This window comes from Gillisella vitis (genome assembly GCF_021559775.1).
Lineage (GTDB): Bacteria > Pseudomonadota > Alphaproteobacteria > Rhizobiales > Rhizobiaceae > Allorhizobium > Allorhizobium ampelinum.
In genome coordinates, this window is record NZ_CP056047.1 from 2,721,302 (window position 1) to 2,746,326 (window position 25,025).

At 58.3% G+C, this 25,025-nt stretch carries 25 protein-coding genes; 9 read left to right on the forward strand and 16 right to left on the reverse strand.

Annotation, left to right across the window (positions count from 1 at the left end):
• Positions 1-37: 37 nt before the first annotated feature.
• Complete coding sequence (locus tag AVCG78_RS12785) at positions 38-628, reverse strand: GNAT family N-acetyltransferase (RefSeq protein WP_071203806.1); 591 nt, start codon at positions 626-628, stop codon at positions 38-40.
• A gap of 134 nt (positions 629-762) precedes the next feature.
• Positions 763-1,896, reverse strand: a complete 1,134-nt coding sequence (gene odc2, locus AVCG78_RS12790) for an ornithine/lysine decarboxylase (RefSeq protein ID WP_015917152.1) — start codon at positions 1,894-1,896, stop codon at positions 763-765.
• Positions 1,897-2,444: 548 nt separating this feature from the next.
• On the opposite strand from odc2, the gene AVCG78_RS12795 reads away from it, so the two are divergent.
• From AVCG78_RS12795 to AVCG78_RS12805, 3 genes are all read left to right on the forward strand, one after another.
• Positions 2,445-3,374, forward strand: coding sequence for a LysR family transcriptional regulator (locus AVCG78_RS12795; RefSeq protein WP_071203808.1), 930 nt, complete (start codon positions 2,445-2,447; stop codon positions 3,372-3,374).
• A gap of 207 nt (positions 3,375-3,581) precedes the next feature.
• Positions 3,582-4,241: a DUF1007 family protein gene (locus tag AVCG78_RS12800; protein ID WP_071203810.1), complete on the forward strand. Its 660-nt coding sequence runs from the start codon at positions 3,582-3,584 to the stop codon at positions 4,239-4,241.
• A complete protein-coding gene (locus tag AVCG78_RS12805; RefSeq protein WP_071203812.1) occupies positions 4,235-5,404 on the forward strand; it encodes a nickel/cobalt transporter in 1,170 nt (389 codons plus the stop codon). Before AVCG78_RS12800 ends, AVCG78_RS12805 begins: the two co-directional genes overlap by 7 nt.
• Here AVCG78_RS12805 and AVCG78_RS12810 read toward each other — a convergent pair.
• From AVCG78_RS12810 to AVCG78_RS12825, 4 genes are all read right to left on the reverse strand, one after another.
• Entirely contained in the window at positions 5,386-5,598 is a 213-nt protein-coding gene (locus AVCG78_RS12810) for a hypothetical protein (RefSeq protein WP_015917156.1), read from the reverse strand. The two genes, AVCG78_RS12805 and AVCG78_RS12810, sit on opposite strands and share 19 nt — an antisense overlap.
• The gene (locus AVCG78_RS12815) at positions 5,595-6,284 is read right to left on the reverse strand and encodes a GNAT family N-acetyltransferase (RefSeq protein WP_071203814.1); all 690 of its coding nucleotides are present in this window, start codon (positions 6,282-6,284) and stop codon (positions 5,595-5,597) included. The genes AVCG78_RS12810 and AVCG78_RS12815 overlap by 4 nt, the downstream gene beginning before the upstream one ends.
• A 95-nt stretch (positions 6,285-6,379) precedes the next feature.
• Positions 6,380-7,084, reverse strand: a complete 705-nt coding sequence (locus tag AVCG78_RS12820) for a tellurite resistance TerB family protein (RefSeq protein ID WP_071203816.1) — start codon at positions 7,082-7,084, stop codon at positions 6,380-6,382.
• A gap of 100 nt (positions 7,085-7,184) precedes the next feature.
• Positions 7,185-7,823, reverse strand: coding sequence for a 2-dehydro-3-deoxy-phosphogluconate aldolase (locus AVCG78_RS12825; protein ID WP_015917159.1), 639 nt, complete (start codon positions 7,821-7,823; stop codon positions 7,185-7,187).
• A gap of 159 nt (positions 7,824-7,982) precedes the next feature.
• Between AVCG78_RS12825 and AVCG78_RS12830 the strand changes: the two genes are divergently transcribed.
• From AVCG78_RS12830 to trhO, 5 genes are all read left to right on the forward strand, one after another.
• Positions 7,983-8,477, forward strand: a complete 495-nt coding sequence (locus AVCG78_RS12830) for a CYTH domain-containing protein (RefSeq protein WP_071203817.1) — start codon at positions 7,983-7,985, stop codon at positions 8,475-8,477.
• Positions 8,455-9,381 (forward strand): CHAD domain-containing protein, encoded by a 927-nt coding sequence (locus AVCG78_RS12835; RefSeq protein WP_071203923.1) that lies wholly within the window; start codon positions 8,455-8,457, stop codon positions 9,379-9,381. Before AVCG78_RS12830 ends, AVCG78_RS12835 begins: the two co-directional genes overlap by 23 nt.
• A gap of 10 nt (positions 9,382-9,391) precedes the next feature.
• The gene (locus AVCG78_RS12840) at positions 9,392-10,090 is read left to right on the forward strand and encodes a helix-turn-helix transcriptional regulator (protein WP_071203819.1); all 699 of its coding nucleotides are present in this window, start codon (positions 9,392-9,394) and stop codon (positions 10,088-10,090) included.
• 96 nt (positions 10,091-10,186) lie between these two features.
• Positions 10,187-10,564 (forward strand): VOC family protein, encoded by a 378-nt coding sequence (locus tag AVCG78_RS12845; RefSeq protein WP_071203821.1) that lies wholly within the window; start codon positions 10,187-10,189, stop codon positions 10,562-10,564.
• A 76-nt stretch (positions 10,565-10,640) separates the two neighbouring features.
• On the forward strand, positions 10,641-11,585 hold the full coding sequence (gene trhO / locus AVCG78_RS12850) for an oxygen-dependent tRNA uridine(34) hydroxylase TrhO (protein ID WP_071584939.1): 945 nt from the start codon (positions 10,641-10,643) through the stop codon (positions 11,583-11,585).
• A gap of 52 nt (positions 11,586-11,637) precedes the next feature.
• Here trhO and AVCG78_RS12855 read toward each other — a convergent pair whose 3' ends face one another.
• The 3 genes from AVCG78_RS12855 to AVCG78_RS12865 all read right to left on the reverse strand — a co-directional run bounded on the left by AVCG78_RS12855 (position 11,638) and on the right by AVCG78_RS12865 (position 14,329).
• Positions 11,638-12,387, reverse strand: coding sequence for an EAL domain-containing protein (locus AVCG78_RS12855; protein ID WP_071203823.1), 750 nt, complete (start codon positions 12,385-12,387; stop codon positions 11,638-11,640).
• A 113-nt stretch (positions 12,388-12,500) separates the two neighbouring features.
• On the reverse strand, positions 12,501-12,836 hold the full coding sequence (locus AVCG78_RS12860; protein ID WP_060718499.1) for a hypothetical protein: 336 nt from the start codon (positions 12,834-12,836) through the stop codon (positions 12,501-12,503).
• Positions 12,837-12,955: 119 nt separating this feature from the next.
• On the reverse strand, positions 12,956-14,329 hold the full coding sequence (locus tag AVCG78_RS12865; RefSeq protein WP_071203825.1) for a GH1 family beta-glucosidase: 1,374 nt from the start codon (positions 14,327-14,329) through the stop codon (positions 12,956-12,958).
• 232 nt (positions 14,330-14,561) lie between these two features.
• Between AVCG78_RS12865 and AVCG78_RS12870 the strand changes: the two genes are divergently transcribed.
• A complete protein-coding gene (locus tag AVCG78_RS12870) occupies positions 14,562-15,536 on the forward strand; it encodes a phosphotransferase (protein ID WP_071584910.1) in 975 nt (324 codons plus the stop codon).
• Between the two features lie 23 nt (positions 15,537-15,559).
• Here AVCG78_RS12870 and AVCG78_RS12875 read toward each other — a convergent pair whose 3' ends face one another.
• The 7 genes from AVCG78_RS12875 to AVCG78_RS12905 form a co-directional block, all read right to left on the reverse strand.
• The gene (locus AVCG78_RS12875) at positions 15,560-16,732 is read right to left on the reverse strand and encodes a Gfo/Idh/MocA family protein (RefSeq protein ID WP_071584911.1); all 1,173 of its coding nucleotides are present in this window, start codon (positions 16,730-16,732) and stop codon (positions 15,560-15,562) included.
• Between the two features lie 18 nt (positions 16,733-16,750).
• Positions 16,751-17,803, reverse strand: coding sequence for a sugar phosphate isomerase/epimerase family protein (locus AVCG78_RS12880; protein WP_071203830.1), 1,053 nt, complete (start codon positions 17,801-17,803; stop codon positions 16,751-16,753).
• 203 nt (positions 17,804-18,006) lie between these two features.
• Complete coding sequence (gene xylA / locus AVCG78_RS12885; protein ID WP_071584913.1) at positions 18,007-19,314, reverse strand: xylose isomerase; 1,308 nt, start codon at positions 19,312-19,314, stop codon at positions 18,007-18,009.
• Positions 19,315-19,351: 37 nt separating this feature from the next.
• Complete coding sequence (gene xylB / locus AVCG78_RS12890) at positions 19,352-20,821, reverse strand: xylulokinase (protein ID WP_071584914.1); 1,470 nt, start codon at positions 20,819-20,821, stop codon at positions 19,352-19,354.
• Positions 20,822-20,844: 23 nt separating this feature from the next.
• Positions 20,845-21,885, reverse strand: coding sequence for a LacI family DNA-binding transcriptional regulator (locus AVCG78_RS12895; RefSeq protein ID WP_071584915.1), 1,041 nt, complete (start codon positions 21,883-21,885; stop codon positions 20,845-20,847).
• 241 nt (positions 21,886-22,126) lie between these two features.
• Positions 22,127-23,704, reverse strand: a complete 1,578-nt coding sequence (locus AVCG78_RS12900; protein WP_015917174.1) for a DHA2 family efflux MFS transporter permease subunit — start codon at positions 23,702-23,704, stop codon at positions 22,127-22,129.
• A gap of 36 nt (positions 23,705-23,740) precedes the next feature.
• Positions 23,741-25,006, reverse strand: a complete 1,266-nt coding sequence (locus tag AVCG78_RS12905; RefSeq protein ID WP_081355410.1) for an HlyD family secretion protein — start codon at positions 25,004-25,006, stop codon at positions 23,741-23,743.
• Positions 25,007-25,025 lie beyond the last annotated feature (19 nt).

Here is a 25,025-nt window from a genome sequence, read left to right on the forward strand (position 1 = left end):
TGAACAGTCTGGGACCGAGGACGTATTCATAAGCCCCTTATGCTGCCTTGCGACGGGCCGGTGCGGTCAGCTTGCGGCCGGAGGCCGAGATCATGCCGACAGCGCCGTCCAGCCAGCCGTGGATCAGTTCCAGCGCCAGAAAACGGTCGCGGGCAAACGGTCCCGGCATGACAAGATGCATGGTTTTCGCGGCAAAAAAGCCGAAGCGCTCGTAATAAGCGGCATCGCCGACCAGAAGCACGGCACCGTGACCACGGCCTTTGGCTTCCATCAGGGCAGCACGCATCAGCTGCGAGCCAACGCCCTTGCCTTCATGCGCGGCATCGACGGCCAACGGCCCGAGCAGCAGCGCATCGATAACCTGGCCTTCAGCATTGACGCCAGCCTCAATATTCCACAGGCGCACGGTGCCGATTACATGGCCCTTGCGGTCACGCGCCACCAGCGCCAGCCCTTCAGCGGGCACACGGCCACGGCGGATCTTTTCAGACGACTTCGCGCGGCGGTCCGCTCCCATGGCACGATCCAGCAGCGCTTCACGCGCCACGACATCGGCGGGAGTTTCAGCATCGATCTTGAAGGCAGGCTGCGCAAAAAAAGCGCGCACGGTGTTGATAACAGCGGTCATGGCGACCTCCTGTGCAAAAGAGCGTTCAAATGGTGAGAGAGCAATCCTGCCGGGCTATTCAGCCCGGCAGGATAGAGCATTTCCAGCAAAAGTGTGGCGCGGTTTTGCGCCCGGAAATGCGAAAATACCCTTGTTCAGATCACATAGGCTTTCAGCGGTTCGAAACCGTTGAACGCCACCGCCGAATAGGTGGTGGTATAGGCACCGGTGCCTTCGATCAGCACGTCATCGCCGATGGTCAGCGACAGCGGCAGCGGATACATGTTCTTTTCATACATGACATCGGCGCTGTCGCAGGTCGGGCCAGCCAACACGCAAGGCTCCATTTCGTCGCCGTCATGGGCCGTGCGGATCGGGTAACGAATCGCCTCGTCCATGGTTTCCGCCAGACCGCCGAACTTGCCGATGTCAAGGAACACCCAGCGATGGGCGTCATTGTCGGACTTCTTCGAGATCAGCACCACTTCCGCCTTTATCACACCGGCATTGCCAACCATGCCGCGACCGGGCTCGATGATGGTCTGCGGAATGTTGTTGCCGAAATGCTTCTTCAGCGAGGCATTGATGGCCTGGCCATAGGCTTCAGCAGACGGAATGTCGCGCAGGTACTTGGTCGGAAAACCACCGCCCATGTTGACCATTTGCAGGTAGATGCCCTGCTTGGCCAGCTGTGCGAACACCCGCTTGGCATCGCCCAGTGCTGCATCCCAGGCATCGACCTTGGTCATCTGCGAGCCGACATGGAAGGACACGCCGAAGCTTTCCAGACCATGCTGGTGGGCATAGACCAGAACATCGACGGCCATCTGCGGCACGCAGCCGAACTTGCGCGACAAAGGCCATTCGGCACCCTCACCATCGGTGAGGACGCGGCAGAACACACGGGCGCCAGGGGCGGCACGGGCAATCTTTTCGACTTCCTCATGGCTATCGACGGCAAACAGGTTGATGCCGAGCGCATGCGCCTTGGCAATATCCCGTTCCTTCTTGATGGTGTTGCCAAACGAAATCCGCTGGGCGGTCGCACCGGCAGCAAGCGCCATTTCGATTTCGGCCACGGAGGCGCAATCGAAGTTGGAGCCGAGCGATGCGAGCAGCGACAGGATTGCCGGCTCCGGGTTTGCCTTGACGGCATAGTAGATGGCGCTGTCTGGCAGGGCGTGGCGGAATGCGCCATAATTATCGCGCACGACATCAAGGTCCACGACGAGGCAAGGGCCTTCAGGACGCTGGGTATTGATGAAGTCGAGGATGCGGGCGGTGGTCATGGCGATCCCTTCCATAGTAAAAAGGTTACCGGAACCCAAAGAGCTCCGGATGGACAAAGTGCGCCGAGACCTCGCTCGAAACCAGTCGGTGGAGACACTGGTACCGTACGAACGCTCTAACGCGGGCGATGGATCAACGCCCTCTTGCCTGAGAGCATCAATCCGCTTTGTCTGCCATGGATTGGTTGGGGAACCCGACCGCACTTCCGGCAATGATGGTGTGCCTCTTCAGTGACCCCGGCTGATGGAAAGCCGGCAGAGACTAGAAAGGCCCGCACCGTCGTTGCTTCAAGGTGTCCTCGCATTTCCCGGTTGGCCGGGATAACGACTGGAGGGGTTAATTCCAGGTACCTTACCGATTTCCTCACCACATCGAGGATCGGCGGACACCCACAGGCACGTGCGACTTTGGGCAAGACGGAGATAAGAAAACTCGCCGTCATAATCAAGCGGTTTTTGCAAGCCCGCTTCATTTTTTTATGTGTTTTATTATTGAACGAAGTGAGACTATTGTTCACCATACATCAAAACAACCCGAAGAGGCCCTCTTGGACACCCTGACCCGCATCCGCGCTTTCATCGATGTCGTTGAAGCGGAAGGCTTTTCTGCCGCCGCCCGCAAGACCGGTCGCTCCAAGGCGCTGTTGTCAAAATATGTCCGCGAGCTGGAGGACGAATTGGGGGCATTGCTTCTCAATCGCACCACACGGCAGTTTTCGATGACCGAGGCGGGTCACACCTATTATCGCAGTGCCGCTGACATCCTGAAAGAGATCGACAATCTGGCCGATCTGGTGCGCGAGAACAATGTCGGCATCAGCGGCAAGATTCGCATTACCGTGCCACGCAGCTTCACCGATGCCGAAGTTGGCCAGTCGCTGATCGATTTTGCCCTGCAACATCCCGATCTTTCCATCGAGATCGTTGCCGAAGACCGGTTCGTCGACCTTATCGAGGAAGGCTTCGACTTAGCCATCCGCGTCACCAAACTGGAAGATTCGGGGATGATTGCCCGCAAGCTGGCGGATTTCAGAAGTTATGCCTGCGCCAGCCCGGATTTTCTGGAGAAATATGGTCCCCTCACCCATCCGCAGGATCTGTCCAAGGTGCCGGTGCTGATCGACACCAATACCCGCGGACACAACAGCCTGCGCCTGCGCCAGCCGGATGGCGAGGCCTTTACCGTGAATATTTCCGGACCGCTGGAGGTCAATAGCCCCCAGACCACGTTGCGCGGCGCGCTATCGGGCCTCGGCATCGCCCTCTTGCCGGATTTTGTCGCCCGCAGACATATCGAAAGCGGCGCACTGATTTCTATATTTGAGGATTACATGCCCTCCGGCAGCGGGATCTATGCGGTCTATCCGCATCGCCGTTATCTGCCCGCCAAGGTCCGCGCGCTCGTGGATTTCATGCACAATTGGTTCAAACGCAATGGCACATGCCAGCCCAAGCAAGGAACGCCACCTTCGGAGTGACGACAGGCCGGGCGCCGTTTCATCTCAGAATGCCCTCTTCACTTTTCCAAGGCAAAAGTCAGCGGCCCTATTTCCGTCCTATTGCTTGGCCACCACAGACCGTGAATATAAAAGCGATGCGTCCATGCGACGCCGACAACACAGCGCGTCCTCTATGTTTCCAATGGCTCGCTGTCGCATTCAATATATGCAGCGGTTAGGGCGCAGATGAACATAGCAAGACCTCTTCTTCTCGCCGGTTTTCTTGTCGCAGGGTTTGTGGGCCTGTCGGCGCCAGCGGCTTTTGCCCATCCGCATGTCTTCGTCCAGGCCCGGCTGGAAGTGGTGGCGGGAGCGGACAATACCATCAAGGAATTGCGCAATACCTGGCGCTTCGACGAGGTGTTTTCCTCCAGCGTCATGCTGGATTTCGACAAGAACGGCGACTTGAAGCTCGACCATAGCGAGTTGCAGGATATCGCCAATACGATCAGAAGCTCGCTTGGCGACTATGGCTATTTCACCTTCATCAGTGCCAGCGGCGCAACCGTCAACGTCGCCAAGCCGCAGGTGTTCAACGCCGATTATAAAGACAATCAATTGCTGGTGTTCTTTATCGTCAAGCCGGAAAAGCCCATTCCGATCAAGGGCAATCTCAGCTTCGGCGTTCACGATCCGACCCTCTATACCGCCATCGACTTCAAGCAGGACAGCGACATCGTCGAGACCGGCGACGCGCTGAAGAAATGCAAGCGCACCGTGGTCCGGCCCAATCCCGATGACGTGATCAAGCAGAACCAGGCCAGTCTGACCGAAGCCTTTTTCAACGATCCGACCGGCACGGACATGGGCAAGCTGTTTGCAACGAGGCTCGACCTGGCATGTTGACGCCGACACAATATAGACGGGCTTCAAGCACACCCCTTCTCGTAGCGGTCGCTCTTGCCGCGACACTCACCGCTACACTGGCCCATGCAGGTTCGCCGCTTGGCATCGGCACCGCCGAACCGTCCTTTCAGATGGACGGACCGCTGGCGGGTGTGATGCTGTGGATCAACACCCATCAACAGGCTTTCTACCGGTCACTGACCGAGGCGTTGCGCGGTATGCGCGACGATCCGCACCAGCTCTGGGTATTGATCGGCTTGTCCTTCGCTTACGGGGTGTTTCATGCCGCAGGCCCGGGCCATGGCAAGGCGGTGATCTCATCCTATATGGTCGCCAATGAGCTGGAGCTGAAGCGCGGTATCGCCATTTCCATCGCCTCATCGATTTTGCAGGCCATCGTCGCCATCGTCACGGTGGGTGTGATGTTTCTTGCACTGCGCGGCAGCGGCATCACGCTGACGCGGGCAACCGATGCCATGGAAGCCGCCAGTTTCGCGCTGGTGGTCGCCTTCGGTGTGTGGCTGCTGGTGCGCAAGCTGAGCGAGATTTTTCGACATCGCCAGCCTGTGCCGGTCCTTGCCTTTTCCGGAGGGAGTGCGGGAGAGATGCTATCGGACGGCGTAACCGCTGGCCTGTTCGATGCGCCGCAGCCGGGCGCGACAAAAGCCGCCTCGTTTTCAGGGTCCGCACCTCTAAAAGGAACTGGCCTGCGCTTCCAGGCCGATGCAGCCGATAGCGACCGTTATTTACCGCGTGAGGGCGAAATCTGCGTGGATTGCGGCCGCAGCCATCTTCCTTCCCCCGCCATGGTCGGCGCCGAGCATTTCAGCGTCAAGGAAGCCTGGTCGGCGATTGTCGCCGTTGGCCTTCGCCCCTGTTCAGGCGCGCTGCTGGTCATGACCTTCGCCATGCTGAACCAGCTCTATCTCGGCGGCATTCTATCGGTCTTCGCCATGGCGGCGGGAACCGCGATCACCGTCTCGGCACTTGCCATCGCTGCCGTCGGTGCCAAGGGCCTGGCAGTGCGGCTGGCGGGCCATGGCTCCCATACCGCCTACCGCGTCGGCCTTGCCATCGAAATTGGCGGCGCGTTGTTCATCATCCTGGTCGGAAGCCTGCTGCTGGCCGCCTCCCTGCAAGGCTATCACCTGTCATCCGGGTGACGGCGCTGATAGCGCGCGCGGAGCCAGAAGATCAGGAAGAACGACAAAAGGACCAAAGAGCCAACGGCAGCCGCCAGAAGTGGCGAAAATTGCCCGATCCACAGAACCAGATTGGGCAGGAACACCATGGCCAGCCCAAAGCCCAGAATGATCAGGCCAGCGGCAATCGCCGAATTCTTATCGCGCGGGCTCATGTCGCAGTCCTCAAAGTGACGCGAATATCCTCAAGCCGCCGTTTCTGATGGCCGTGAGCATCGAAATTGTCAGGGTCGAGCCAAGCGTCGAACCCGGCTTTGACGAGAGGCCAATCGGCATCGATGATCGAGAACCAAGCGGTATCGCGGTTCTTTCCCTTGGAAATCATGTGCTGGCGAAACATGCCCTCGAAGGTGAAGCCATAGCGGCGCGCCGTGATCTTGCTCGGCTCGTTGTCATTATGGCATTTCCACTCGTAGCGCCGGTAGCCCAGATCCTCGAACACATGTCTGGCCAGAAGATAATGCGCTTCGCTCGACAGCGGTGAGCGTTTCATTGCCGGGCCATGCGCAACCGATCCAACCTCGACCACGCCGTTTTTCGGATCGGGACGCATCAGGCTGGCCATGCCGACAATGGCCCCATCGGCTTTCGAGCGGAAGATATGGGTGATCAGGCTGCCGCTGGCATTGGCGCCTTCCAGCCAGTCGCCGAAGACCTCGACACCGGAAAAATCGTCATTTGGAAAATAGCGCAGCGCGTGATTGATGGCATCGCCGCCGCCAAGCCCGGTCCACAGATCCGACAGATGCTGCTCACGGACAAAGGGCTCGACAAGCACATAGCGACCGTCAAGCCGCACTGGAGCTGGCGCCGCAACGCGATAGGTCTTCAGATCCTGCATGATGCCCCCCTGTTCGTATCACAGGTCAGGATTATGCCAGCCGTAACGGGAAGGCAACGGCGATTTCCGCCGTTGCTTTTTGTTGAGCGCCGGTCTCAGCCAGCCGGCGTCTCGACCTTGGCCGCCGCAACCGTCGCCTCAATATGGTCGATCAACCCATCGGCAAGCCCAAGGCGTCCAGCCAGAAGGTCCAGATAGCCGCGCTCGGCGCGGGTATCGGGATCGATGGTCAAACGCGAGGCCGTATAGAGCTCGACCTTCTGCTCCTCGGTGCGGGCAGCAGCCACCAGCGCATCGAGATCGGTCGGGTTGTCCAGTTCTGCACGAATAAAGGCCTCCGCCTCATCGCCGAGTTCCTCGACATGCAGTTTTTCCATGATATTGGCGCGCTCGCCTTCGTCGATATGGCCATCGGCCTTCGCCGCGGCGATCATCGCCTTGATCAGGGTGAGCGCGAAATCATTGCTGAGCGACGTTGCCGGATCAAAGCCGGAATTTTCCGGTGGGGCGGGCAGTTCCGGCAGGGCGCGCAGCTCTTCCGGGGCCTTGCCGGACTGGTAATTGCGATAGGCGCGGTAGCCGAGACCGGCCACCAGCGCCAGACCGCCGACTTTCAGCGCGCCTCCGGCCAGCGACCGTCCGGTCTTGGTGCCGAGCAGCACGGAGACCAGCGCGCCGGTCTTCCAGGGATTGGACTTGGCATAGCTTGCGGCGTCATCACCCCTCTTGCGAACAGAACCGCCGATGCCCGGGATCTGCGATCCCAGAAACTGCGTGAGGAGCTTTTTGGCGTCGATCATTCTCTTCTCCCTAATATTTCAGCTAGAAGAGAGATAGGAACGCCCGCGCCCTTTCCCAAGACGCGGGCGTCAAATTACGACATATGCCGCCGCTTGTAGTTCAGCCTTTCAGCGCGCAGGCCTCAACGGCCAGCTTGGTAATGCCGGCCCAATCGCCCGCAGCGACCAGTTCTTTTGGCGCCACCCAGGAGCCGCCGACGCAGACGACGTTTGGCAGCGACAGATAATCCCTGGCATTCTTCAGTGAAATGCCGCCTGTCGGGCAAAACAGCGTGCCTGCCAGCGGCGAGGACAGCGATTTCAGATAGGCCGCCCCACCCGCCTGTTCGGCGGGGAAGAATTTCAGCACTTCATAGCCCTTTTCGCGCAGGGTCATCACTTCGCTGGCCGTGGCCGCACCCGGCAGCAGCGGCACATCGGACCCGGCGGCAGCCGCCAGCAATTCCGGCGTGGTGCCGGGGCTGACGATAAACTGCGACCCGGCTTTCAGCGCGGCCTCGAAATGGGCAGGGTTGAGAATGGTCCCGGCACCGGCCACAGCCCCTTCGACCTCGGCGGCCACCCGCGAAATCGCTTCCAGCGCGGCTGGCGTGCGCATGGTGATTTCGATGGCTTTCAGCCCACCGGCCACCAGCGCTCGCGCCAGCGGCACGGCGGTTTCAACGTCGTCGATGATCAGCACGGGAACAACTGGCTGAAGCTTGAGCACCGCCAACAATCTGTCAGTCTTCGCAGTCATGAACATACCTTTCAAACGATTAGATGCTCCTGATTAGCGCGTGAAAACTGCCCTGTCGAGGCAAATGCGCGCAGCAGCAATTCAAGGATCGATGGAACTATTGTCAAACCGGCGTCATACTATAGAGTGAAATCGATTTTAACGTGACGGAAAGCAGCCATGGCAAAGGAAATCGAAAGAAAATTCCTGGTCCGCACAGACACTTGGCGTCAGCATGTCAGCAAATCCAGCAGCTTTCAGCAGGGATATATCCTGTCGGGGGCAGATCGTTCCGTGCGCATCCGCATCCGCGACCGGGCCGATGCGCTGCTGACCATCAAGATTGGTCATGTTGGCCTCAGCCGCGATGAATTCGAATATGAAATCCCGCTCGCCGACGGGCTGGAAATGATCGACAAAGCCCAGGGTAACGTCATCGAAAAGACCCGCTACAATGTTGAATATGGCGGCTATCTCTGGGAAGTCGATGTCTTCGCTGGCGCCCATGCCGGGCTTGTGGTGGCCGAGGTCGAACTTGAAAATGACTGCGAAGACCCACCGCTGCCGCCTTGGGTCGGACGGGAAGTCACCGGCGACGGGCGCTATTCCAACCAATGGCTGGCAACCTCGACGCCAGCGACGGAAAGGCGCAATGGCCTATCGCTTAAGGCCTGACCTGAAGACAGGCACCGCCATTGCCGGGATGCTGGGCGCGCTTTTGCAGGCTGCCGCAGCCGATCTTGATAGGGGCGCAGAAGCCCAGGCCGACGAACGGGATCGGGCCGTTCATCTTGCGCGCCGCAAACTGAAGCGCGCCAGAGCTCTCTACCGGCTGATCGCCCCGGCCATTGCCGACCTGCGTCGCCGGGAAAACCGGCGGATAGGTGATATTGCCCGCAGCCTTTCAGCACTTCGCGATGCTGCCGCATTGCTGGAGAGTGTTGAGGCGCTTCAAGAAGCAACCCTCAGCGATGAAGAAGCCGATGCCCTGCAACAGGCGTGGTCACTCCTGTCCAATCGCCATGAACGGCTGTCGGCCAATCTGGAGGCAGGCCAGAGCGCAGTGATGCGCGATGCGGCAGACGGCTGCCGTGAGGCGGCAGATGTCGCCATGAGGATTGAGTTCAACGACCGGCCCGCCAAGGTCGCCCGGATATTTGCCAAGGCCTGGGCCAAGACCTTCAAGCGCGCTGACGCAGCCATTGCAGCCTGCCGCGAGGGCAGCGAAGCTGAAAGCTACCATGCGCTGCGCAAGGCCACCCAGACCTATTGGATGCATTTGTCATTGCTGCGCGATCTCTGGCCAAGCGCCATGGAGATGAAACGCAGCGCCGCCAAGCAACTGGCCGATCTGCTGGGCCATGAAAATGACCTGTCGGTGCTGACCTCGGTGCTGGATGAAGACTCAAGTCTGTTTGCTGGCGGCGAAACATTGTCCCATCTGCTCGCCATCATCATCCGCCAGCAGCAAGCCCTGCGTCGGCAAGCACTTGAGGCGGCGGATGCATTGTTTGCCGACGGACCCGACCTTGAACCGGCCGTCATCGAAGCACTCTGGCTGCGAGCCGCAGCGCAATAGGCGGCAGTTGATGACCCGGTCTGAGCGTCTTCTTTCTCTGCTGCAAATTCTGCGGCGCTATCGCCGCCCGGTGACCGGACAGGTATTGGCCGAAGAACTGGGCGTCTCCATCCGCACGCTCTACCGCGACATTGCCACGCTCCAGAGCCAGGGCGCCGGTATCGAGGGCGAGGCCGGTCTTGGCTATGTGCTGCGTCCGGGCTACATGCTACCGCCGCTGATGTTCAGCCCACAGGAAATCGAAGCGCTGGTGCTTGGTTCCCGCTTTGTCGCACAACGAACCGACCAGCATCTGGCCTTTGCCGCCCGCGACGCCCTGGCGAAAATCACCGCTGTGCTGCCCGACGAACTTCGCCGCAGCCTTGAGGATAATAGCCTGCTGGTCGGACCAAGCGATAAAGCGGCGGGGCAGCTTCCGACCGATCTCAGCCCATATCGGCAAGCGATCCGCGCAGAACATGTGCTGCATATCGTCTACCGGGATGAAAAAGGGGTGGCGAGCAACCGCGATATCTGGCCCTTCGCCCTGACATTCTTTGAAGGCGCACGAATCTTGCTGGCATGGTGTACGCTACGGGAAGATTTCAGACATTTTCGCTGCGACCGCATTGGGGAGTGCAAGACACTCGCTCTGCGCTACCCGGTGCGTCGAGCCAGCCTGCTGAAACGATGGCGCGAGCATAACAGCATTCCAGATCGGATTTTTTAGAGCGTCAGACAAAAGAGCAGAGCTGTCAACACTCCTGCCATTTTTTGGCAGCAGACTGAGTTACAAACCGGGCGTCAACCTGAAGGAGACGCTCCCATGACAACCACCTCGACCCCGAAAATGACAATTCTTTACGTCGACGCACCCGAGACAAGCGCCCATTTCTATCAGCAGGTCTTCGGTCTTGCGCCTGTCGAATTATCGGCGACATTTGCCATGTTCGCGCTGCCGGGCGGGTTCATTCTCGGCCTCTGGTCCCGCCACACCGTTGAGCCTGCGGCAAGCCTCACCGGCGGTGGCTGCGAACTGGCGATCCGGGCCGATACGGCTGCGGATGTCGATGATCTCCACGCGCAATGGCAAGCGCTTGGCGTACCCATGCTGCAAGCACCGACCGATATGGAGTTCGGGCGGACTTTCCTCGCCACCGATCCAGACGGCCATCGGATTCGCGTCTTCAACCCACCGGCATGACTTGACGAAACTCAAAGCGCGGCGCACCTGCTGAAATTCGTTGATTCCCGGCTGCATTGGCAGTATTTCGCACGCCATGACAGACGATCTTCAAAATCCTCGCCATGAAGAGGGCGGCGCATTCTGTGTGGCCGCGCTCTATCATTTTGCGTCCTTCGCGCGGTTCGAAAGCTTCCGCGAGCCGCTTGATGCGCTCTGCAAGGCGCAGGGCGTCAAGGGTACGTTGCTTTTGGCCCATGAAGGCATCAATGGCACGATTGCCGGCACGGATGCGGGCATTGCCACGGTGCTGGCCTATCTGCGCGCCCAGCCGGAATTTTCCAGCCTTGAGCACAAGGAAAGCCGGGCGTCGAAAATGCCGTTCGTGCGCATGAAAGTGAAGCTGAAAAAAGAGATCGTCACGATGGGGGTCGAGGATATCGACCCCAACAAGATCGTTGGCACCTATGTCGATCCCAAGGACTGGAACACGCTGATTTCCGATCCGGACACCATCGTCATCGACACCCGCAACGATTACGAGACCGCCATCGGCATTTTCCGGGGTGCAGTTGACCCCAATACCAAAACCTTCCGCGAATTTCCCGATTGGGTGAAAAACAATCCCGGCCTGCACAACAAGCCGAAAATCGCCATGTATTGCACTGGCGGCATCCGCTGCGAAAAGGCAACGGCCTTCATGAAGCAACAAGGCTTCGAAGAGGTCTACCATCTGAAGGGTGGTATCCTGAAATATCTGGAAAACGTGCCGGAGGAAGAAAGCCTTTGGGACGGTGCCTGTTTCGTGTTCGATGAGCGCGTGTCCGTGACCCACGGATTGAAGGAGGGCAATCACCAGCTCTGCCACGCCTGCCGCAACCCGATCACGCCGGAAGAATTGACCTCGCCCTATTACGAGGCAGGCGTATCGTGCAGCCATTGCTATGAGACCCGCACAGAAGAAGACCGGGATCGCTATCGCCAACGCCAGAAACAGATTGCGCTGGCCAAGCAGCGCGGCGAACGGCATATCGGCGGCTGAACTGGAGCCTTTTAGGCAGCGCTTGCCGCCACACGTCCAGGCATAAGGACTGTCACGACAGGAGCGCAAGATCCGGTTGATCGAACCGTTCAAACGCTGGGCGGGCGAGAAGATAGCCCTGAATATAGGGCACGCCCATATCCTTCAACACATCCAGCTCTTCCTTGGTCTCGACCCCTTCACACAGGGGAAGAATGCCGAACTCGGTCAGCATGGCCAGCGTATGGCGCAACACGATCCTCTTGGCGCGATCCTGATCGATACCGCGCACCAGTTCCATATCCAGCTTGACGATATCGGGCTGAAATTTCGCCAGAAGCGTCAGCCCGGCATGGCCCGCGCCAAAATCGTCAATCGCGGTCTTGAAGCCAATGCTGCGATAGGTTTTCAGAATGTTGAGCAGATGATCGGTATCGATCCGCTCGTTTTCGGTAAATTCAAACAGAATCCGATCCAGGGGAAAGCCGACCCGTTCAGCGGTTTTAAGCGTCAGGCGAATACAGGCACGCGGCTCGTAAACGGCATTGGGCATGAAATTGATGGACAGCTTTGCCGTTGACGTCTCCGGTAGCAAGGACGCCGCCAGTTCAATGGCTTTGACCCGACAACTCTGATCAAAGGCATAGCGATTTTGCGTGTTGATACCGGCCATGACCGTGGCGGCACCGGCACCGTCCGTGCCGCGCACCAGCGCCTCATAACCAAACACGGCACCATCACGCATATCAACGATCGGCTGAAAGGCCATAGAAAACGGGGCATCGAACGCCGTCCCGTCCCGGCAACCCGCACATGACGTCATCCAGATCTCCCGTTTAAAACTCAGCGCAATTCTACTCTGAAATCTTGAAGAATTCACTTTCGCTAAAAAATCCGAAAAATACGGCGGGGATGAGGGCGCGACTATACCAATCGCTATTTCCGATGCTGTTTCTTGATCGTATCGATCTCGTACATCAGCGCCCGAAAGGCGATAATCGCCTCGTTATCGGCCAGTTTTTCATCCAGGACCAGCGGCTCCAGCTGTTCGATCACCACGCGGAGCGCGTCCTCGATACGACCAAGCTGCTTGCCGTAGCTGGCCACATTCATCAATATATCCTTCTCGGCCTCGGGATTGGTCGAGGGGCCGACATCGATATTGAACGTGACCAGACTGGCCTGCCCGACCTGGGTCGGACTATAGACCCAGGTCCATGGATTGATCGCCTGAGTGACATTACCTGAAAGCGGCAGCTGTACCCGTCCCATATGCATTCCCCCTTTTGATAGACACAACCTGAGAGGGAAGTTTGCCGTGTTGCGACGCAATAAGCAAGAGCGCGACCACGCAAGAACGAGGGGGCCAGAAACGAGGCGGCAGAATGGCCTCATTCGGCGCTGTGGTTGCCCTTGGGAAATTCGGCTGCCAGCGCGCTATACCATTTGCCGCTGTTCTTCAGCGTGCGAACCTGCGTGTCGTAATCGACATGCACGAGGCCGAACCGCATGCGGTAGCCTTCGGCCCATTCAAAATTATCCATCAGGCTCCAGGCGAAATAGCCCTTCATGGGGATGCCCTCGGCAATCAGGTCGGCCACCACGCCCAGATGTTCGGCGTAATAATCCAGCCGTGGCTGGTCATCCACCACGCCCTCGGCCACCTCCATATTATAGCAGGCACCGTTTTCAGTGATGTAGCAGACCGGCAGCGTGTAGCGATCATAGAGCCCTTCCACCAGGGACTTCAGCGCCGGGGCATAGACTTCCCAGCCGATATCGGTCTTGACTGATGAGACCGGCGGCGCATCCACCGTGGCGGGGAACTCGGCGCCCTCAGCCGGATTGTCGGCAACCCGCATCGGCGTGTAATAATTCAGGCCCCACCAATCGAGTTTCTGGGAAATGACCTCCAGATCGCCATCCTCGATGACAGGCATGCGGTCGCCCAAAGCAGCAAAAAATTCTGCCGGATATTCGCCCTTGAAGACCGGATCGAAGAAAGCGCCATTGTGAAACTGATGGGCACGTTCAGCGGCGGCCTGATCAGCCGCACTCTGCGAGCCGGGGATGACCGAATGGGCGTTCAGCACCAGACCAGCAGGCACCTGCGGCGCGACCTGCCTGATAGCATCAATGCCCAGCCCATGGGCGAGATTGGTATAGTGCAAGGCATGCAGCGCTGCCTCCATATTACGCTCGCCCGGCGCATGCACGCCGTAGAGATGGCTAAGCCAGACCGAGCACCACGGCTCGTTAAACGTCGCCACGGCATCCAGCCGGTCGCCCAGCCGCGCCATCACCAGCTTGGCATAGCGCTGGAAGGCATAGGCCGTAGAGCGCGCCGTCCAGCCGCCATCGCCCATCAGCGCCAGCGGCAGATCCCAATGGTAGAGCGTCGCATAGGCCTTGATGCCACGATCTTTCAAGCCATCGACCAGCTTGTCGTAAAAATCCAACCCTGCCTCATTCACCCGGCCTGTGCCATCAGGAATAATGCGCGGCCAGGCAATGGAAAAGCGATAGGCGGAAACGCCCATCTCCTGGATCAGGTCGAGATCCTGTTCCCATCGGTTGTAATGATCGCAGGCCACATCACCATTATGCCGCTCAAACACCCGGCCCGGCATATTGGAAAACGCATCCCAGATGCACGGCTTGCGCCCATCCGCCTTGGTTGCCCCTTCAATCTGGTAGGCGGCGGTGGCCACACCGAACAGGAAATCACCGGGGAAGCGGGCGGCAAGGATCTGGGCGTCGGTCATCGGGAACTCCCGTTGGTGTCAGTTAATGGCGTGACTCGCCGTGCCACTTCTGCGGTCAAAACGATTTAACCCAACAGCACGATGGGGGAAAGATGTGAGACATTAAAAACGAGTTTGACAAAAAACATACTAACGCGTGACGTCATTTGGACTGATCCTAATATTATGCACGTCACAGAACCGATACAAAGATCGGTGATATTAATAGGCACATTTAAAAGCACCTCAGGCTATGATTAATAGAAAATTCATAAGTGATAAAAACGATATTACGACTGATTGGCTCAGCACAATTTTAAAGCGCGACGTGGTCTCATTTATCGCCGAGACCGATCAAAGCAATTGGTCAGAACAGATACGTATTCTGGTCGAATTAGCTAACGGCGAACAGAAAAATCTGAGACTCAAAATTTGCCTCGGTGAAAATTTTGGACCTTCTGAGGTCGAATATTATACGCGGGATTACGTAAATCTTGAGAGCGCTCCACTTGTGCATTGCTGGAGCGCTCTTTTTTATAAGTCGCTTGGTTACAATATATTGCTGGACGATCTCGCAACGACACACACAAACCGTCGAGATATATTGCCAAGCCTTGAGTATGGAATGGCAATAGCTGAGGCCCTAGGGCAAATGCACCGCCATCACTGGCAATCTCAGCCCGCCCCATCTTCTAAAGCAATCAACCGGTATTTTAACGAGATAGAACCCGGCGTTGCGCCCATGGAACATGTCACGGGTCAAGTGTCTACTAATCGTTACGGCATTCATAAGAAGCATTTACAACAACGCCTTTCAGACTTTCGAGGCATGAGTCTGCTCCACGGCGACCTTAACTCAATGAATATATTGACACCCCAGTCGGCTGAAAAACCGGTATATTTCATCGATAGGCAACCGTTTGAATGGTCACTAACATACTCTATAGCAGTCTATGATCTGGCCTATTGTCTTGTATTGTGGTGGCCCGAACATATTCGAGCCACCTATGAAGCAAAAATCCTGCGTCATTGGTATGAGCAAATAGGTGATGATACTTATACCTGGCATCAAACTCTCGCAGATTGGAGACTGGCAGTAGAGCAATGCATCCATGTTCCAATGGAATGGTGTTCCAAGTCAGAAACCGTCGAGAAAATGCGGTGGCTTTGGGAGATTCAACTTAAGCGCGTTAATTCTTCAATTGAAAGCTCCAGGCACATTACATGAAGATAAGCGATTTTTAACCGTATCTAAACCCTCACCCAAGCCCCGTTCTGCTGTGACGACTGAATACACGCCGTCACAAAAGCCACCCCCTTCACCCCATCATCCACCGTGGGATAAACCACCGCCGGATCAACCGCCGCCCCCGTTCTTGCCGCAAGGATTGCCTGGGCAGCTTCGGAATAGATGGTGGCAAAGGCTTCGAGATAGCCTTCGGGATGGCCACCGGGAATGCGGGTGACGCGGGCAGCTGCTCCACCGGCCCCGGCACCGCCACGGGTGATCAGCTGTTTCGGCTCGCCAAGCTTGGTATACCAGAGGTAGTTCGGGTCGGCCTGTGTCCACTCAATCCCAGCTTTTGTGCCGTAGATACGCACTTTCAAGCCGTTTTCATTGCCGGTTGCTACCTGGCTGCACCATAACAGCCCCTTGGCGCCGCCTTGGAAACGCAGCATCACATGGGCGTTGTCATCCAGCCTACGGCCTTCGACAAAGGTATGTACATCGGCAGCGAGTTCCTCCAGTTCCAGCCCGGAAATGAAGCTGCCGAGGTTGTAGGCGTGGGTACCGATATCGCCGGTGGAGCCGCCAACGCCGGATTGGGCCGGGTCGGTGCGCCAGACGGCCTGCTTGGCGCCGGTCTGCTCTACCGGTTCCGCCAGCCAATCCTGCGGATATTCCATCTGTACCAGCCGGATCTCCCCCAACTCGCCGTTTTGCACCAGTTCGCGGGCATGGCGCACCATGGGATAGCCGGTGTAATTGTGGGTGAGGATGAACAGGGCCTTGGCCTTGTCGGCAACCTCTTTCAGCTTTTTGGCATCGTCCAGATTGGAGGTCAGTGGCTTGTCACAGATCACATGGATGCCGCGTTCCAGAAAGGCTTTCGCCGCCGGGTAATGCATGTGATTGGGCGTGACGATAGACACGGCCTCGATCCCATCCGGGCGCCCCGCCTCTATCTGCGCCATTTCTTCAAAAGAGCCGTAGCAGCGGGCGGGATCAAGCCCCAGATCCCGGCCCGAGGCCAAGGATTTCTCCGGCGTGGAGGACAAAGCTCCCGCCACCAGATCGTAATGATCGTCGAGCCGCGCCGCCATGCGGTGGACCGCGCCGATAAACGCACCCTGCCCGCCGCCCACCATGCCGAGACGGATCTTGGGCGCGCGTTGCTCGGATTTGCTTGCTTCGATTGTCATGATGTCCTTCCTTCGCCGTTACAGTCCCAGCATCCGCCGATTGGCCGCCTCATCCGTGCCGCTGGCGGCGAAATCGTCAAAGGCGTGCTCCGTGACCCTGATAATATGGGCCTTGACGAATTCCGCCCCTTCACGCGCGCCGTCTTCCGGGTGTTTTAGAGCGCATTCCCACTCGACCACGGCCCAGCCTTCGAAATCATTGGCCGCCATTTTCGAGAAGATCGCGCCGAAATCCACCTGTCCGTCGCCCGGCGACCGGAAGCGCCCGGCGCGGTTGACCCAGGATTGGTAGCCACCGTAAACGCCCTGTCGGCCATTCGGATTGAACTCGGCATCCTTGACATGAAACATCTTGATCCGGTCTTTGTAGATGTCGATATTGTCGAGATAATCGAGGCATTGCAGCACATAATGCGAGGGATCGTAGAGCATGTTGGCGCGGGAATGGTTCTTCACCCGCTCCAGGAACATCTCGAAGGTCACACCATCATGCAGGTCTTCGCCGGGGTGGATTTCGTAAGCGATATCCACGCCCTGCTCGTCGGCATAGTCGAGAATGGGCAGCCAGCGCTTGGCCAGTTCGTCAAAAGCCGTCTCAACCAAGCCTGCCGGACGCTGCGGCCATGGGTAGATAAACGGCCAGGCCAACGCCCCGGAAAAAGTGGCATGTGCCTTGATGCCGAGATGGCGTGAAGCTTTCAGCGCGTATTTCACCTGTTGTACAGCCCATTCCTGCCGGGCTTTCGGATTGCCGCGCACTTCCGGGGCAGCGAAACCGTCAAACGCCTCATCATAGGCCGGATGCACTGCCACCAATTGGCCCTGCAAATGGGTGGACAGCTCGGTAATCTCGACGCCATTGGCGCGGGCCACACCGGCCAGTTCGTCACAATAATCCTTGGATTCAGCGGCTTTTTTCAGGTCGATCAACTGGCTGGCCCAGGTCGGAACCTGCACACCAAGATAGCCTTTGTCAGCGGCCCATTTGGTAATCGCATCCCATGAATTGAAGGGCGCGGCGTCACCGGCAAACTGGCCCAAAAACAAAGCGGGGCCTTTAATCGTCTTCATTATGCATCTCCTCCAAAATGATACTGAAACGTTGCAGTAGGTGTATGCAATTCTCTCTCAACTGTGAAGCGGGTTTAGAGACCGAAAATGCAAAAAAGAAAATCTGCAACCGCCAAATTTTAAAAGCAAGCTCAACGCCCCGGCCCGCGCAGCAGACCCTCGGGACAGGCCCGAGGGTGACGAAGCGTTGAGCAAGACGTGGATTAAACGTAGCGATTGACCACGTTTTCCAAAAGCTCCTGCTTGCCGGAGACGGGCTGCGGATTGATGTCTTCCTTCTCAACCCGGGCAGCAATGCTCTCCAGCGTGCCACTGGCCAGCATGGCCTTGGCGCCGTCGCTGTTCCAGCCTGCGTAGCGGTTGGCGAGCGGTGCTGACAGCGCTTTGTCTTCCACCATTTTCGCCGCTGCCTTCAGGCCACGGGCGCAGCAATCCATGCCACCGATATGGCCGATCAGCAGATCCGCCGGGTCGATGGACTGGCGGCGCAGCTTGCTATCGAAATTGGTGCCGCCGGAGGTAAAGCCGCCCGCCTGCAGAACCTGATAATAGGCCAGCGCCATTTCCGGCACATTGTTGGGGAACTGGTCAGTATCCCAGCCGGATTGATAGTCGTTGCGGTTCATGTCGATGGAGCCGAAAATGCCCAAAGCATTGGCCAGTGCCAGTTCATGCTCAAACGTATGACCGGCCAGAATGGCGTGGCCCTGCTCGATATTGACCTTCACTTCCTTCTCAAGACCGTAAGTCTTGAGGAAGCCGTAGACGGTGGCCACATCATAATCATACTGATGCTTGGAAGGCTCCTGCGGCTTTGGCTCGATCAGGATCGCGCCCTTGAAGCCGATTTTGTGCTTGTATTCCACCACCATGTTGAGGAAACGGCCCATATGGTCGAGTTCCTGTTTCAGGTCGGTGTTGAGCAGGGTTTCATAGCCTTCACGACCACCCCACAGCACGTAGTTTTCGCCACCCAGCTTTTGCGTGGCATCCAGGCAGGTCTTCACGGTTGCCGCGGCAAAGGCAAAGACGTCAGGGTCGGGATTGGTGGCGGCACCCGACATGTAGCGGCGATGCGAGAACATGTTGGCCGTCCCCCACAGCAGCTTGACGCCGGTATCGGCCTGCTTTTGGGCAAAGTAATCGACAATTTCATTCAGATTTCTGGTGTTTTCCGCAAAGGACGCGCCTTCAGGACGCGCATCCGCATCATGGAAGCAATAGTAAGGCGTGCCGAGTAACTGGAAGAATTCAAAGGCCACATCGGCCTTCAGCTTGGCAGCCTCCATCGAATCCTTGAACCAAGGACGCTCAAACGTATTGCCGCCGAACGGGTCGGTTCCAGGCCACACAAATGTGTGCCAGTAGGCCACGGCAAAACGCAGATGGTCTTCCATCCGCTTGCCCATCACCACTTCATCGGGGTTATAGTGGCGGAAGGCCAGCGGATTGGTGCTGTCAGGGCCTTCATATTTGATCTTGGTGATGTCGCCGAAAAAGCCTGTGCTCATGGGTTTTCCTCCTGATGTTAAACGTTTTCTGTTGTTTTCAATGGGCCAGCGTGATGGGACCCAATTGCTTGATGGCCGGATAGAGCGCGCGGTAGCGCTGATAAGCGTCCTCGTAGCCGTCGCGCAAAGCCGTCACGGGCTCAATGGTTGCCTCCGTCGGTGGGGCTGAGCACACGGCGAGCGGATCGGCACCGGTTGCAGCAATCAACCCCAGGCGGGCAGCACCAAAGGCAGCCCCAAAGTCACCATCGGCGGGAATCTCGACGGGAATGCCAAGCGTGGTGGCAATCGACGCCAGCCAGTAGCGCGAGCGCGAGCCGCCACCGATCGCCGTAACCCGTGACAGTGAGGTTCCCGCCGACTTCAGCGCTTCAAGACTGTCCCTGATGGCGAAGGACACGCCTTCCAGCACGGCCTGGGTCAGAACAGCACGGCTGGATTCGTGGCCGAGACCAATGAACGCGCCCCGGATTTCGGCATCGTTATGGGGCGTGCGCTCACCCGAGAGATAAGGCAGGAAGGTCACGCCGGTCGGGGCTTTGAGGTCCTCGCCAAGCTCATGGGTCAGGTCTCCGGCAGGCTTGCCGCTAATGCCGGAATACCAGTTCAGCGCGTCCGTGGCCGACAGGATCACGCCCATCTGGTGCCAGGTATTGGGAAGCGCGTGGCAAAAGGCATGTACCGCGCTTTCCGGCTTTGGCAGATAGGAGGCATTGGCGGCAAACAGCACCCCGGATGTGCCAAGCGACACGAAGGCATGGCCTTCCGCCACCGTGCCCATGCCGCAAGCAGAGGCCGCGTTGTCCCCCGCCCCGCCAGCAACGATGACACCGGCACCCATGCCCCAATCAGCCGCCAGCTCGGCTCGCAACCGGCCCGCCTCGGCAGTGCCTTCGACCAAGCCGGGCATGTGCTGCTCGCCGAGATCGGTGGCGGCGAGAAGCTCGCTCGACCAGGCGCGCTTGCCGGTGTCGAGCCAGGAGGTACCGGCCGAATCCGACATCTCCGACAGATATTCACCCGTCAGCCAGAGCCGCAGATAGTCCTTGGGCAACAATACCTTGGCAACTTTGGCGAAGATGTCAGGCTCATTCTCCTTCACCCATGCCAGCTTCGGCGCGGTAAAGCCTGGAAAGACGATATTGCCGGTGAGCGCGCGAAAACGCGGATCAGCATCCAGTGCTGCGGCTTGTTTGAAGGAGCGGGTGTCGTTCCACAGAATGCAGGGCCGCAAGACGTCGCCCTGCGCATCGATCAATGTTGCGCCATGCATATGGCCGGAAAGACCGATGCCCTTGACGGCGGCAAGCTCGCGGGAAAACTGCGCTTTCAGCCCGGCAATGGCCTCCTGCGTCGCCCTGATCCAATCCGCCGGCGCCTGCTCCGACCAGCCGGAATGCGGACGAGAGACAGTCAGCGCGCCATTCGCCGAGCCAATCACCGTCTGGTCCGCGTCGATCAACATCGCCTTGACGCCCGACGTGCCGAGATCCAATCCGAGATACATGAGAAGCCTCCCTATCCTGCCTGTTATCGCTGTTCTTGCTCTGGCAGATTGTCTTTGAGAAATATGTCGAGACGAATACGTTCCTGCGCCGCCAACACAGCCGCGCCATCGGCCTTGGCCTTCAGCACCCGGATGGCGCTGCGCACTTCATGCCCAGCGTCCTGGTTCAACACCGCGTCGATCAACCCGGACAGCAGCGCCGCTCTCGTCACCGGCGTCAATTCATGGGCGACCACCAGGGGGCGATGGTCGGCATCCAGCCGCTCCAATGCCGCGATCAAGCCGCGATTGCCTGCACCCAGACTGTAGAGGCCGGTTATATCCGGCGATTGCGAAAACAGATCGTGCAGCAGGGTTTCGACATGATGCGGATCGTCACGGCCTTCCAGCACCGGCAGCAAGGTCAATTGCGGAAATTCAGCAGCCATGACGGCGCGAAATCCCTCAAACCGGTCGCGGTGGTCGCGCACCAGCATCGACCCGGCGACAATTGCAATGGTCCCTTGCCGTCCGCCGGTAAACCGGCCAAGCAGGCTGGCTGCCGTGCGCCCGGCGGCACGGTTGTCTATGCCGACAAAATGGTCGCGCTCGGCACCGCTGAGATCCGAGACCAGTGTCACCACCGGTATGCCCGCAGCACGCAACCGCGCGACCGCCGCAGCCACGTCCGGCGCATCCACCGCCACCACGGCCACGCCAGCGGGTTGGCGGGCCGCAGCCTCGTCCAGGGCCGCAACCAAAGATGCGGCATCGAAAGCCGCAACATCGATCATATCGATGCGGGTTCGCTCCATGCCAGCCCGGCTGGCGGCGTCGAGCACTTGCAGGCGCAGACCGTGCATAAAGGAATTGTCATTGGCCGGCAGGATGAAGATGAAAGGATAAATCCGGCCTTTGGCCAGATTGGCAGCCGCCAAATCCCGAACATAGCCGAGCATGCCGACGGCGCTTTCCACGCGGGCGCGGGTCGAAGCACTGACGCCGCTGCGATTGTTCAAAACCCGGTCCACCGTCGCCAAACTGACGCCCGCCTGTGCCGCAATGTCATGAACCGTGGGTTTCATACACACATCTCTCCGTCAGGATCTGACCTTTATCCCATGGCCCCACATCCGTAAATGATTTTCTGATGTACGTACATCAGAAACGCGCAAAAAAAAGGCCGCCTGTTGAGGGGCGGCCAAGTTTCTGCGGTGGATCGCGGGAATTAATGGTCAGGTAAAAACCTCTACCTAACCAGAATGACGGGGGGTCTTTTACCCGACGAAGCCTTGACCTGCTTTCTCTGGCGGAAAGTCAAATCAATTAGTGCGCCGCATCGGCGGGCACGGCACCTTCAGGTTTTTTAATCATCGTTGAAAGTGCCGTCAGTGCAATAAACAAGATTGTGATCCCTAAAAATACATCCATAAACGCCATGATCCATGCCTGCTGGTTGATCATGCTGGACAGCTTTTTAAAGGCCGCATTTTCACCATCGAGGCCGTAAAATGCGTAATTGGCCGAGACTGTATCAATCCAGCTCATCGCCGCCGGCTTGCTCCAGTTTATATGTTCCACCAGGCGACCGTAATGCTCATCGGTGCGCCGGGTCAGCAATGTGTTGATAATCGCCAGCCCTACGGCACCGCCGAGATTTCGTGTGAGATTGTAAAGACCGGAGGCGTTTTTGATCCGCTCAGGCGGCAAAGTTCCAAGGGCAATATTGTTGATCGGCACCATGCAGGTCATCAACGAGCAGCCACGCAGGATCTGCGGCAACAGCAAGTCATAAAAATCCCAATCAGCGGTCATGCCGGTTACCATATAGGTGCCAAGCGCAAAGCTGGTAAAGCCACACGCCATCATCAGCCGCGGGTCCATTTTCGTGGATAATATGCCGGCAAGTGGCGCGGTCAGGAACATGGCAAGACCGGAAACAAACATTGTTTCACCGATCATCAGACTGTCATAGCCGCGTACCCGTGACAGATAGAGCGGATAGAGATAGGTCAAACCATAGAGGCCCATGCCCATGACGAAGGAAAACAGCGATCCAAAGGCAAAATTTCGATTGGAAAAGGCCCTGAGATCGACCACGGGTTGCTCGCAGGTGAAGGCACGGTAGAAGAACACCACCCCACCCAAGGTCATCAGCAGGGCGCCCCAAACAATGCGCTCGTCGTTAAACCAGTCCTTGTTATTGCCCTCTTCGAGAACATATTCCATCGCCCCCAGAAACAGCGCCATGGAAAACAGGCCCCACCAGTCGAATTTCGCCAGAAGCGATCTGTCGGGCTTGTCAAAGTCCACGAATGTCCAGACCACGAGCGTTACGATAATGCCGGGAAAGATGTTGATCAGGAACAGCCAGTGCCAGGACATGGCATGGCTGATATAGCCGCCAACCGTCGGGCCGATGGTTGGCGCGAGCGTTGCGACAAGGCCGATGATGGGCGAAACAATACTGCGCTTGGAAGGCGGAAAAATCGTAAACGCCGCGGCAAAAACCGAGGGAATCATGCCGCCACCGATGAAGCCCTGGATAGCGCGGTAGATGATCATCTGCTCGATATTGGTGGCGGTCGCCGCCATGGCGCTGGCAATGGTAAAGCCAGCCGCAGCACAGGAAAACAGCACCCGTGTCGACACGATCCGTGCCAGCATCCCCGATAGCGGGATCATAATCACTTCCGCAATCAGATAAGAGGTCTGCACCCAGGATACTTCTTCGGAACCGGCCCCGAGGCCAGCCTGGATTTCGGAAAGCGAGGCCGAGACGATCTGAATGTCGAGGATCGCCATGAACATGCCGAATACCATCGCCAGAAAGCCGATGACGTCGCGCCGGCTTGGCATTTGCGCAACCGCATCCGGTCCGGCCGTGCTTGCATTGTCCGTCATGATCTTGCCTCGAAATCCGTGCCTTGGCCGTGCTGATTACTTCGCGTCAGGTGCCTTCGGCGCGGTGCGGGTGTCGATATCGACCACGACACTCAGGCCCGCACGCAGATAACCCTTGTCGAGCATCTCCTGCGGAATAGCGATCCGCACCGGAACACGCTGGATGACCTTGGTGAAATTGCCCGTGGCGTTTTCCGCCGGCAGCATGGAGAAGATCGAGCCGGACCCTGCGGCGATCGAGACGACCCTACCCTCGAAGGCATGCTCATCATAGGCATCCACATGCACCCGCACCTTCGAGCCCGGCACGATACCGGAAAGCTGCGTTTCCTTAAAGTTCGCATCGATATAGAGACGGCCAATCGGCACCAGTGAGGCAAGCCGCTTGCTGCTCGACACGAGATCGCCGACCTGGACGCCCAGATTGCCGATCACACCGTCATAAGGCGCGCGCAGCACGGTGAAATCCAGATCGCGCTGCGCCTTTGCAACCACCGTTTCTTCTGTCAGCACGCCAGCCTGCGCCTCGGCTTTCTGGGCCTTGAGGACGGCAATGCTTGAAACGGAGGAGGCAACAGCCGCAACCGCAGCATCCACATTGGCCTGGGCGACAGCGAGCGTCGATGTTGCCGTGTCCAGCTCCGACTGAGACATCACGGACTGGGCCCGCAAATCCGTGACGCGCTTGAAGGACAATTGCGCCGTACGCAACGTCGCCTCGGCGGATGCCTGCTGCGCCTTGGACTGCTGAAGTGCCGCTTCGCCGCCCTGCACCTGCGCCTCGATGCGCTCGACCGTCAGCTTCTGCGTGGCGAGCTGGCTCTTGGCCTGATCGAGCGCAATGCGATAATCGCCGTCATCGAGCGTGGCGATCACGTCGCCCTTCTTAACATGATCGTTGTCAGTCACCGAGACCGACTGGACATAGCCGGTCACCTTCGGGGTAATCACCGCGATATCGCCGCCAATATAGGCGTCGTCGGTGGAGATCATGAACCGGCCCTCGGTCCAGTAATTGTAACCGTAATAGCCCGCACCCGCCAAAACGGCCAGCGCGATGACCGGCAGCGCAAAGTTGCGGCGCTTCTTCGGCGGAGCCTGGCCTGCGGCGGGCGCCACCTTCGCGGCGGGCGATGCGGTTTCAGCCCGCGCCTTGGCGTCGCGTGCCGTGGCGTCACCTGTCACCGGATCGGAACCCGCCTCGCCGGTCACGCCTTCATCCAAGGCGGAACGCTCCTGATCGACCGATTGATCCTGTGCATCGACGGCGCGGATCGCGCCCTTTCTGGGAGAAACAGACATAACGTCACCATACAACAAA

Bases quoted from the DNA above. Each gene is read 5' to 3' on its own strand.
- AVCG78_RS12880 (WP_071203830.1), bottom strand. From the start codon at position 17,803: ATGAAGACGATTAAAGGCCCCGCTTTGTTTTTGGGCCAGTTTGCCGGT.
- AVCG78_RS12870 (WP_071584910.1), top strand. From the start codon at position 14,562: ATGATTAATAGAAAATTCATAAGTGATAAAAACGATATTACGACTGAT.
- AVCG78_RS12845 (WP_071203821.1), top strand. From the start codon at position 10,187: ATGACAACCACCTCGACCCCGAAAATGACAATTCTTTACGTCGACGCA.
- AVCG78_RS12805 (WP_071203812.1), top strand. From the start codon at position 4,235: ATGTTGACGCCGACACAATATAGACGGGCTTCAAGCACACCCCTTCTC.
- AVCG78_RS12895 (WP_071584915.1), bottom strand. From the start codon at position 21,885: ATGAAACCCACGGTTCATGACATTGCGGCACAGGCGGGCGTCAGTTTG.
- AVCG78_RS12860 (WP_060718499.1), bottom strand. From the start codon at position 12,836: ATGGGACGGGTACAGCTGCCGCTTTCAGGTAATGTCACTCAGGCGATC.
- AVCG78_RS12875 (WP_071584911.1), bottom strand. From the start codon at position 16,732: ATGACAATCGAAGCAAGCAAATCCGAGCAACGCGCGCCCAAGATCCGT.
- AVCG78_RS12835 (WP_071203923.1), top strand. From the start codon at position 8,455: ATGGCCTATCGCTTAAGGCCTGACCTGAAGACAGGCACCGCCATTGCC.
- trhO (WP_071584939.1), top strand. From the start codon at position 10,641: ATGACAGACGATCTTCAAAATCCTCGCCATGAAGAGGGCGGCGCATTC.
- AVCG78_RS12830 (WP_071203817.1), top strand. From the start codon at position 7,983: ATGGCAAAGGAAATCGAAAGAAAATTCCTGGTCCGCACAGACACTTGG.
- AVCG78_RS12840 (WP_071203819.1), top strand. From the start codon at position 9,392: ATGACCCGGTCTGAGCGTCTTCTTTCTCTGCTGCAAATTCTGCGGCGC.
- AVCG78_RS12810 (WP_015917156.1), bottom strand. From the start codon at position 5,598: ATGAGCCCGCGCGATAAGAATTCGGCGATTGCCGCTGGCCTGATCATT.
- AVCG78_RS12800 (WP_071203810.1), top strand. From the start codon at position 3,582: ATGAACATAGCAAGACCTCTTCTTCTCGCCGGTTTTCTTGTCGCAGGG.
- AVCG78_RS12815 (WP_071203814.1), bottom strand. From the start codon at position 6,284: ATGCAGGATCTGAAGACCTATCGCGTTGCGGCGCCAGCTCCAGTGCGG.
- odc2 (WP_015917152.1), bottom strand. From the start codon at position 1,896: ATGACCACCGCCCGCATCCTCGACTTCATCAATACCCAGCGTCCTGAA.
- xylB (WP_071584914.1), bottom strand. From the start codon at position 20,821: ATGTATCTCGGATTGGATCTCGGCACGTCGGGCGTCAAGGCGATGTTG.
- xylA (WP_071584913.1), bottom strand. From the start codon at position 19,314: ATGAGCACAGGCTTTTTCGGCGACATCACCAAGATCAAATATGAAGGC.
- AVCG78_RS12865 (WP_071203825.1), bottom strand. From the start codon at position 14,329: ATGACCGACGCCCAGATCCTTGCCGCCCGCTTCCCCGGTGATTTCCTG.
- AVCG78_RS12905 (WP_081355410.1), bottom strand. From the start codon at position 25,006: ATGTCTGTTTCTCCCAGAAAGGGCGCGATCCGCGCCGTCGATGCACAG.
- AVCG78_RS12900 (WP_015917174.1), bottom strand. From the start codon at position 23,704: ATGACGGACAATGCAAGCACGGCCGGACCGGATGCGGTTGCGCAAATG.
- AVCG78_RS12785 (WP_071203806.1), bottom strand. From the start codon at position 628: ATGACCGCTGTTATCAACACCGTGCGCGCTTTTTTTGCGCAGCCTGCC.
- AVCG78_RS12825 (WP_015917159.1), bottom strand. From the start codon at position 7,823: ATGACTGCGAAGACTGACAGATTGTTGGCGGTGCTCAAGCTTCAGCCA.
- AVCG78_RS12820 (WP_071203816.1), bottom strand. From the start codon at position 7,084: ATGATCGACGCCAAAAAGCTCCTCACGCAGTTTCTGGGATCGCAGATC.
- AVCG78_RS12855 (WP_071203823.1), bottom strand. From the start codon at position 12,387: ATGACGTCATGTGCGGGTTGCCGGGACGGGACGGCGTTCGATGCCCCG.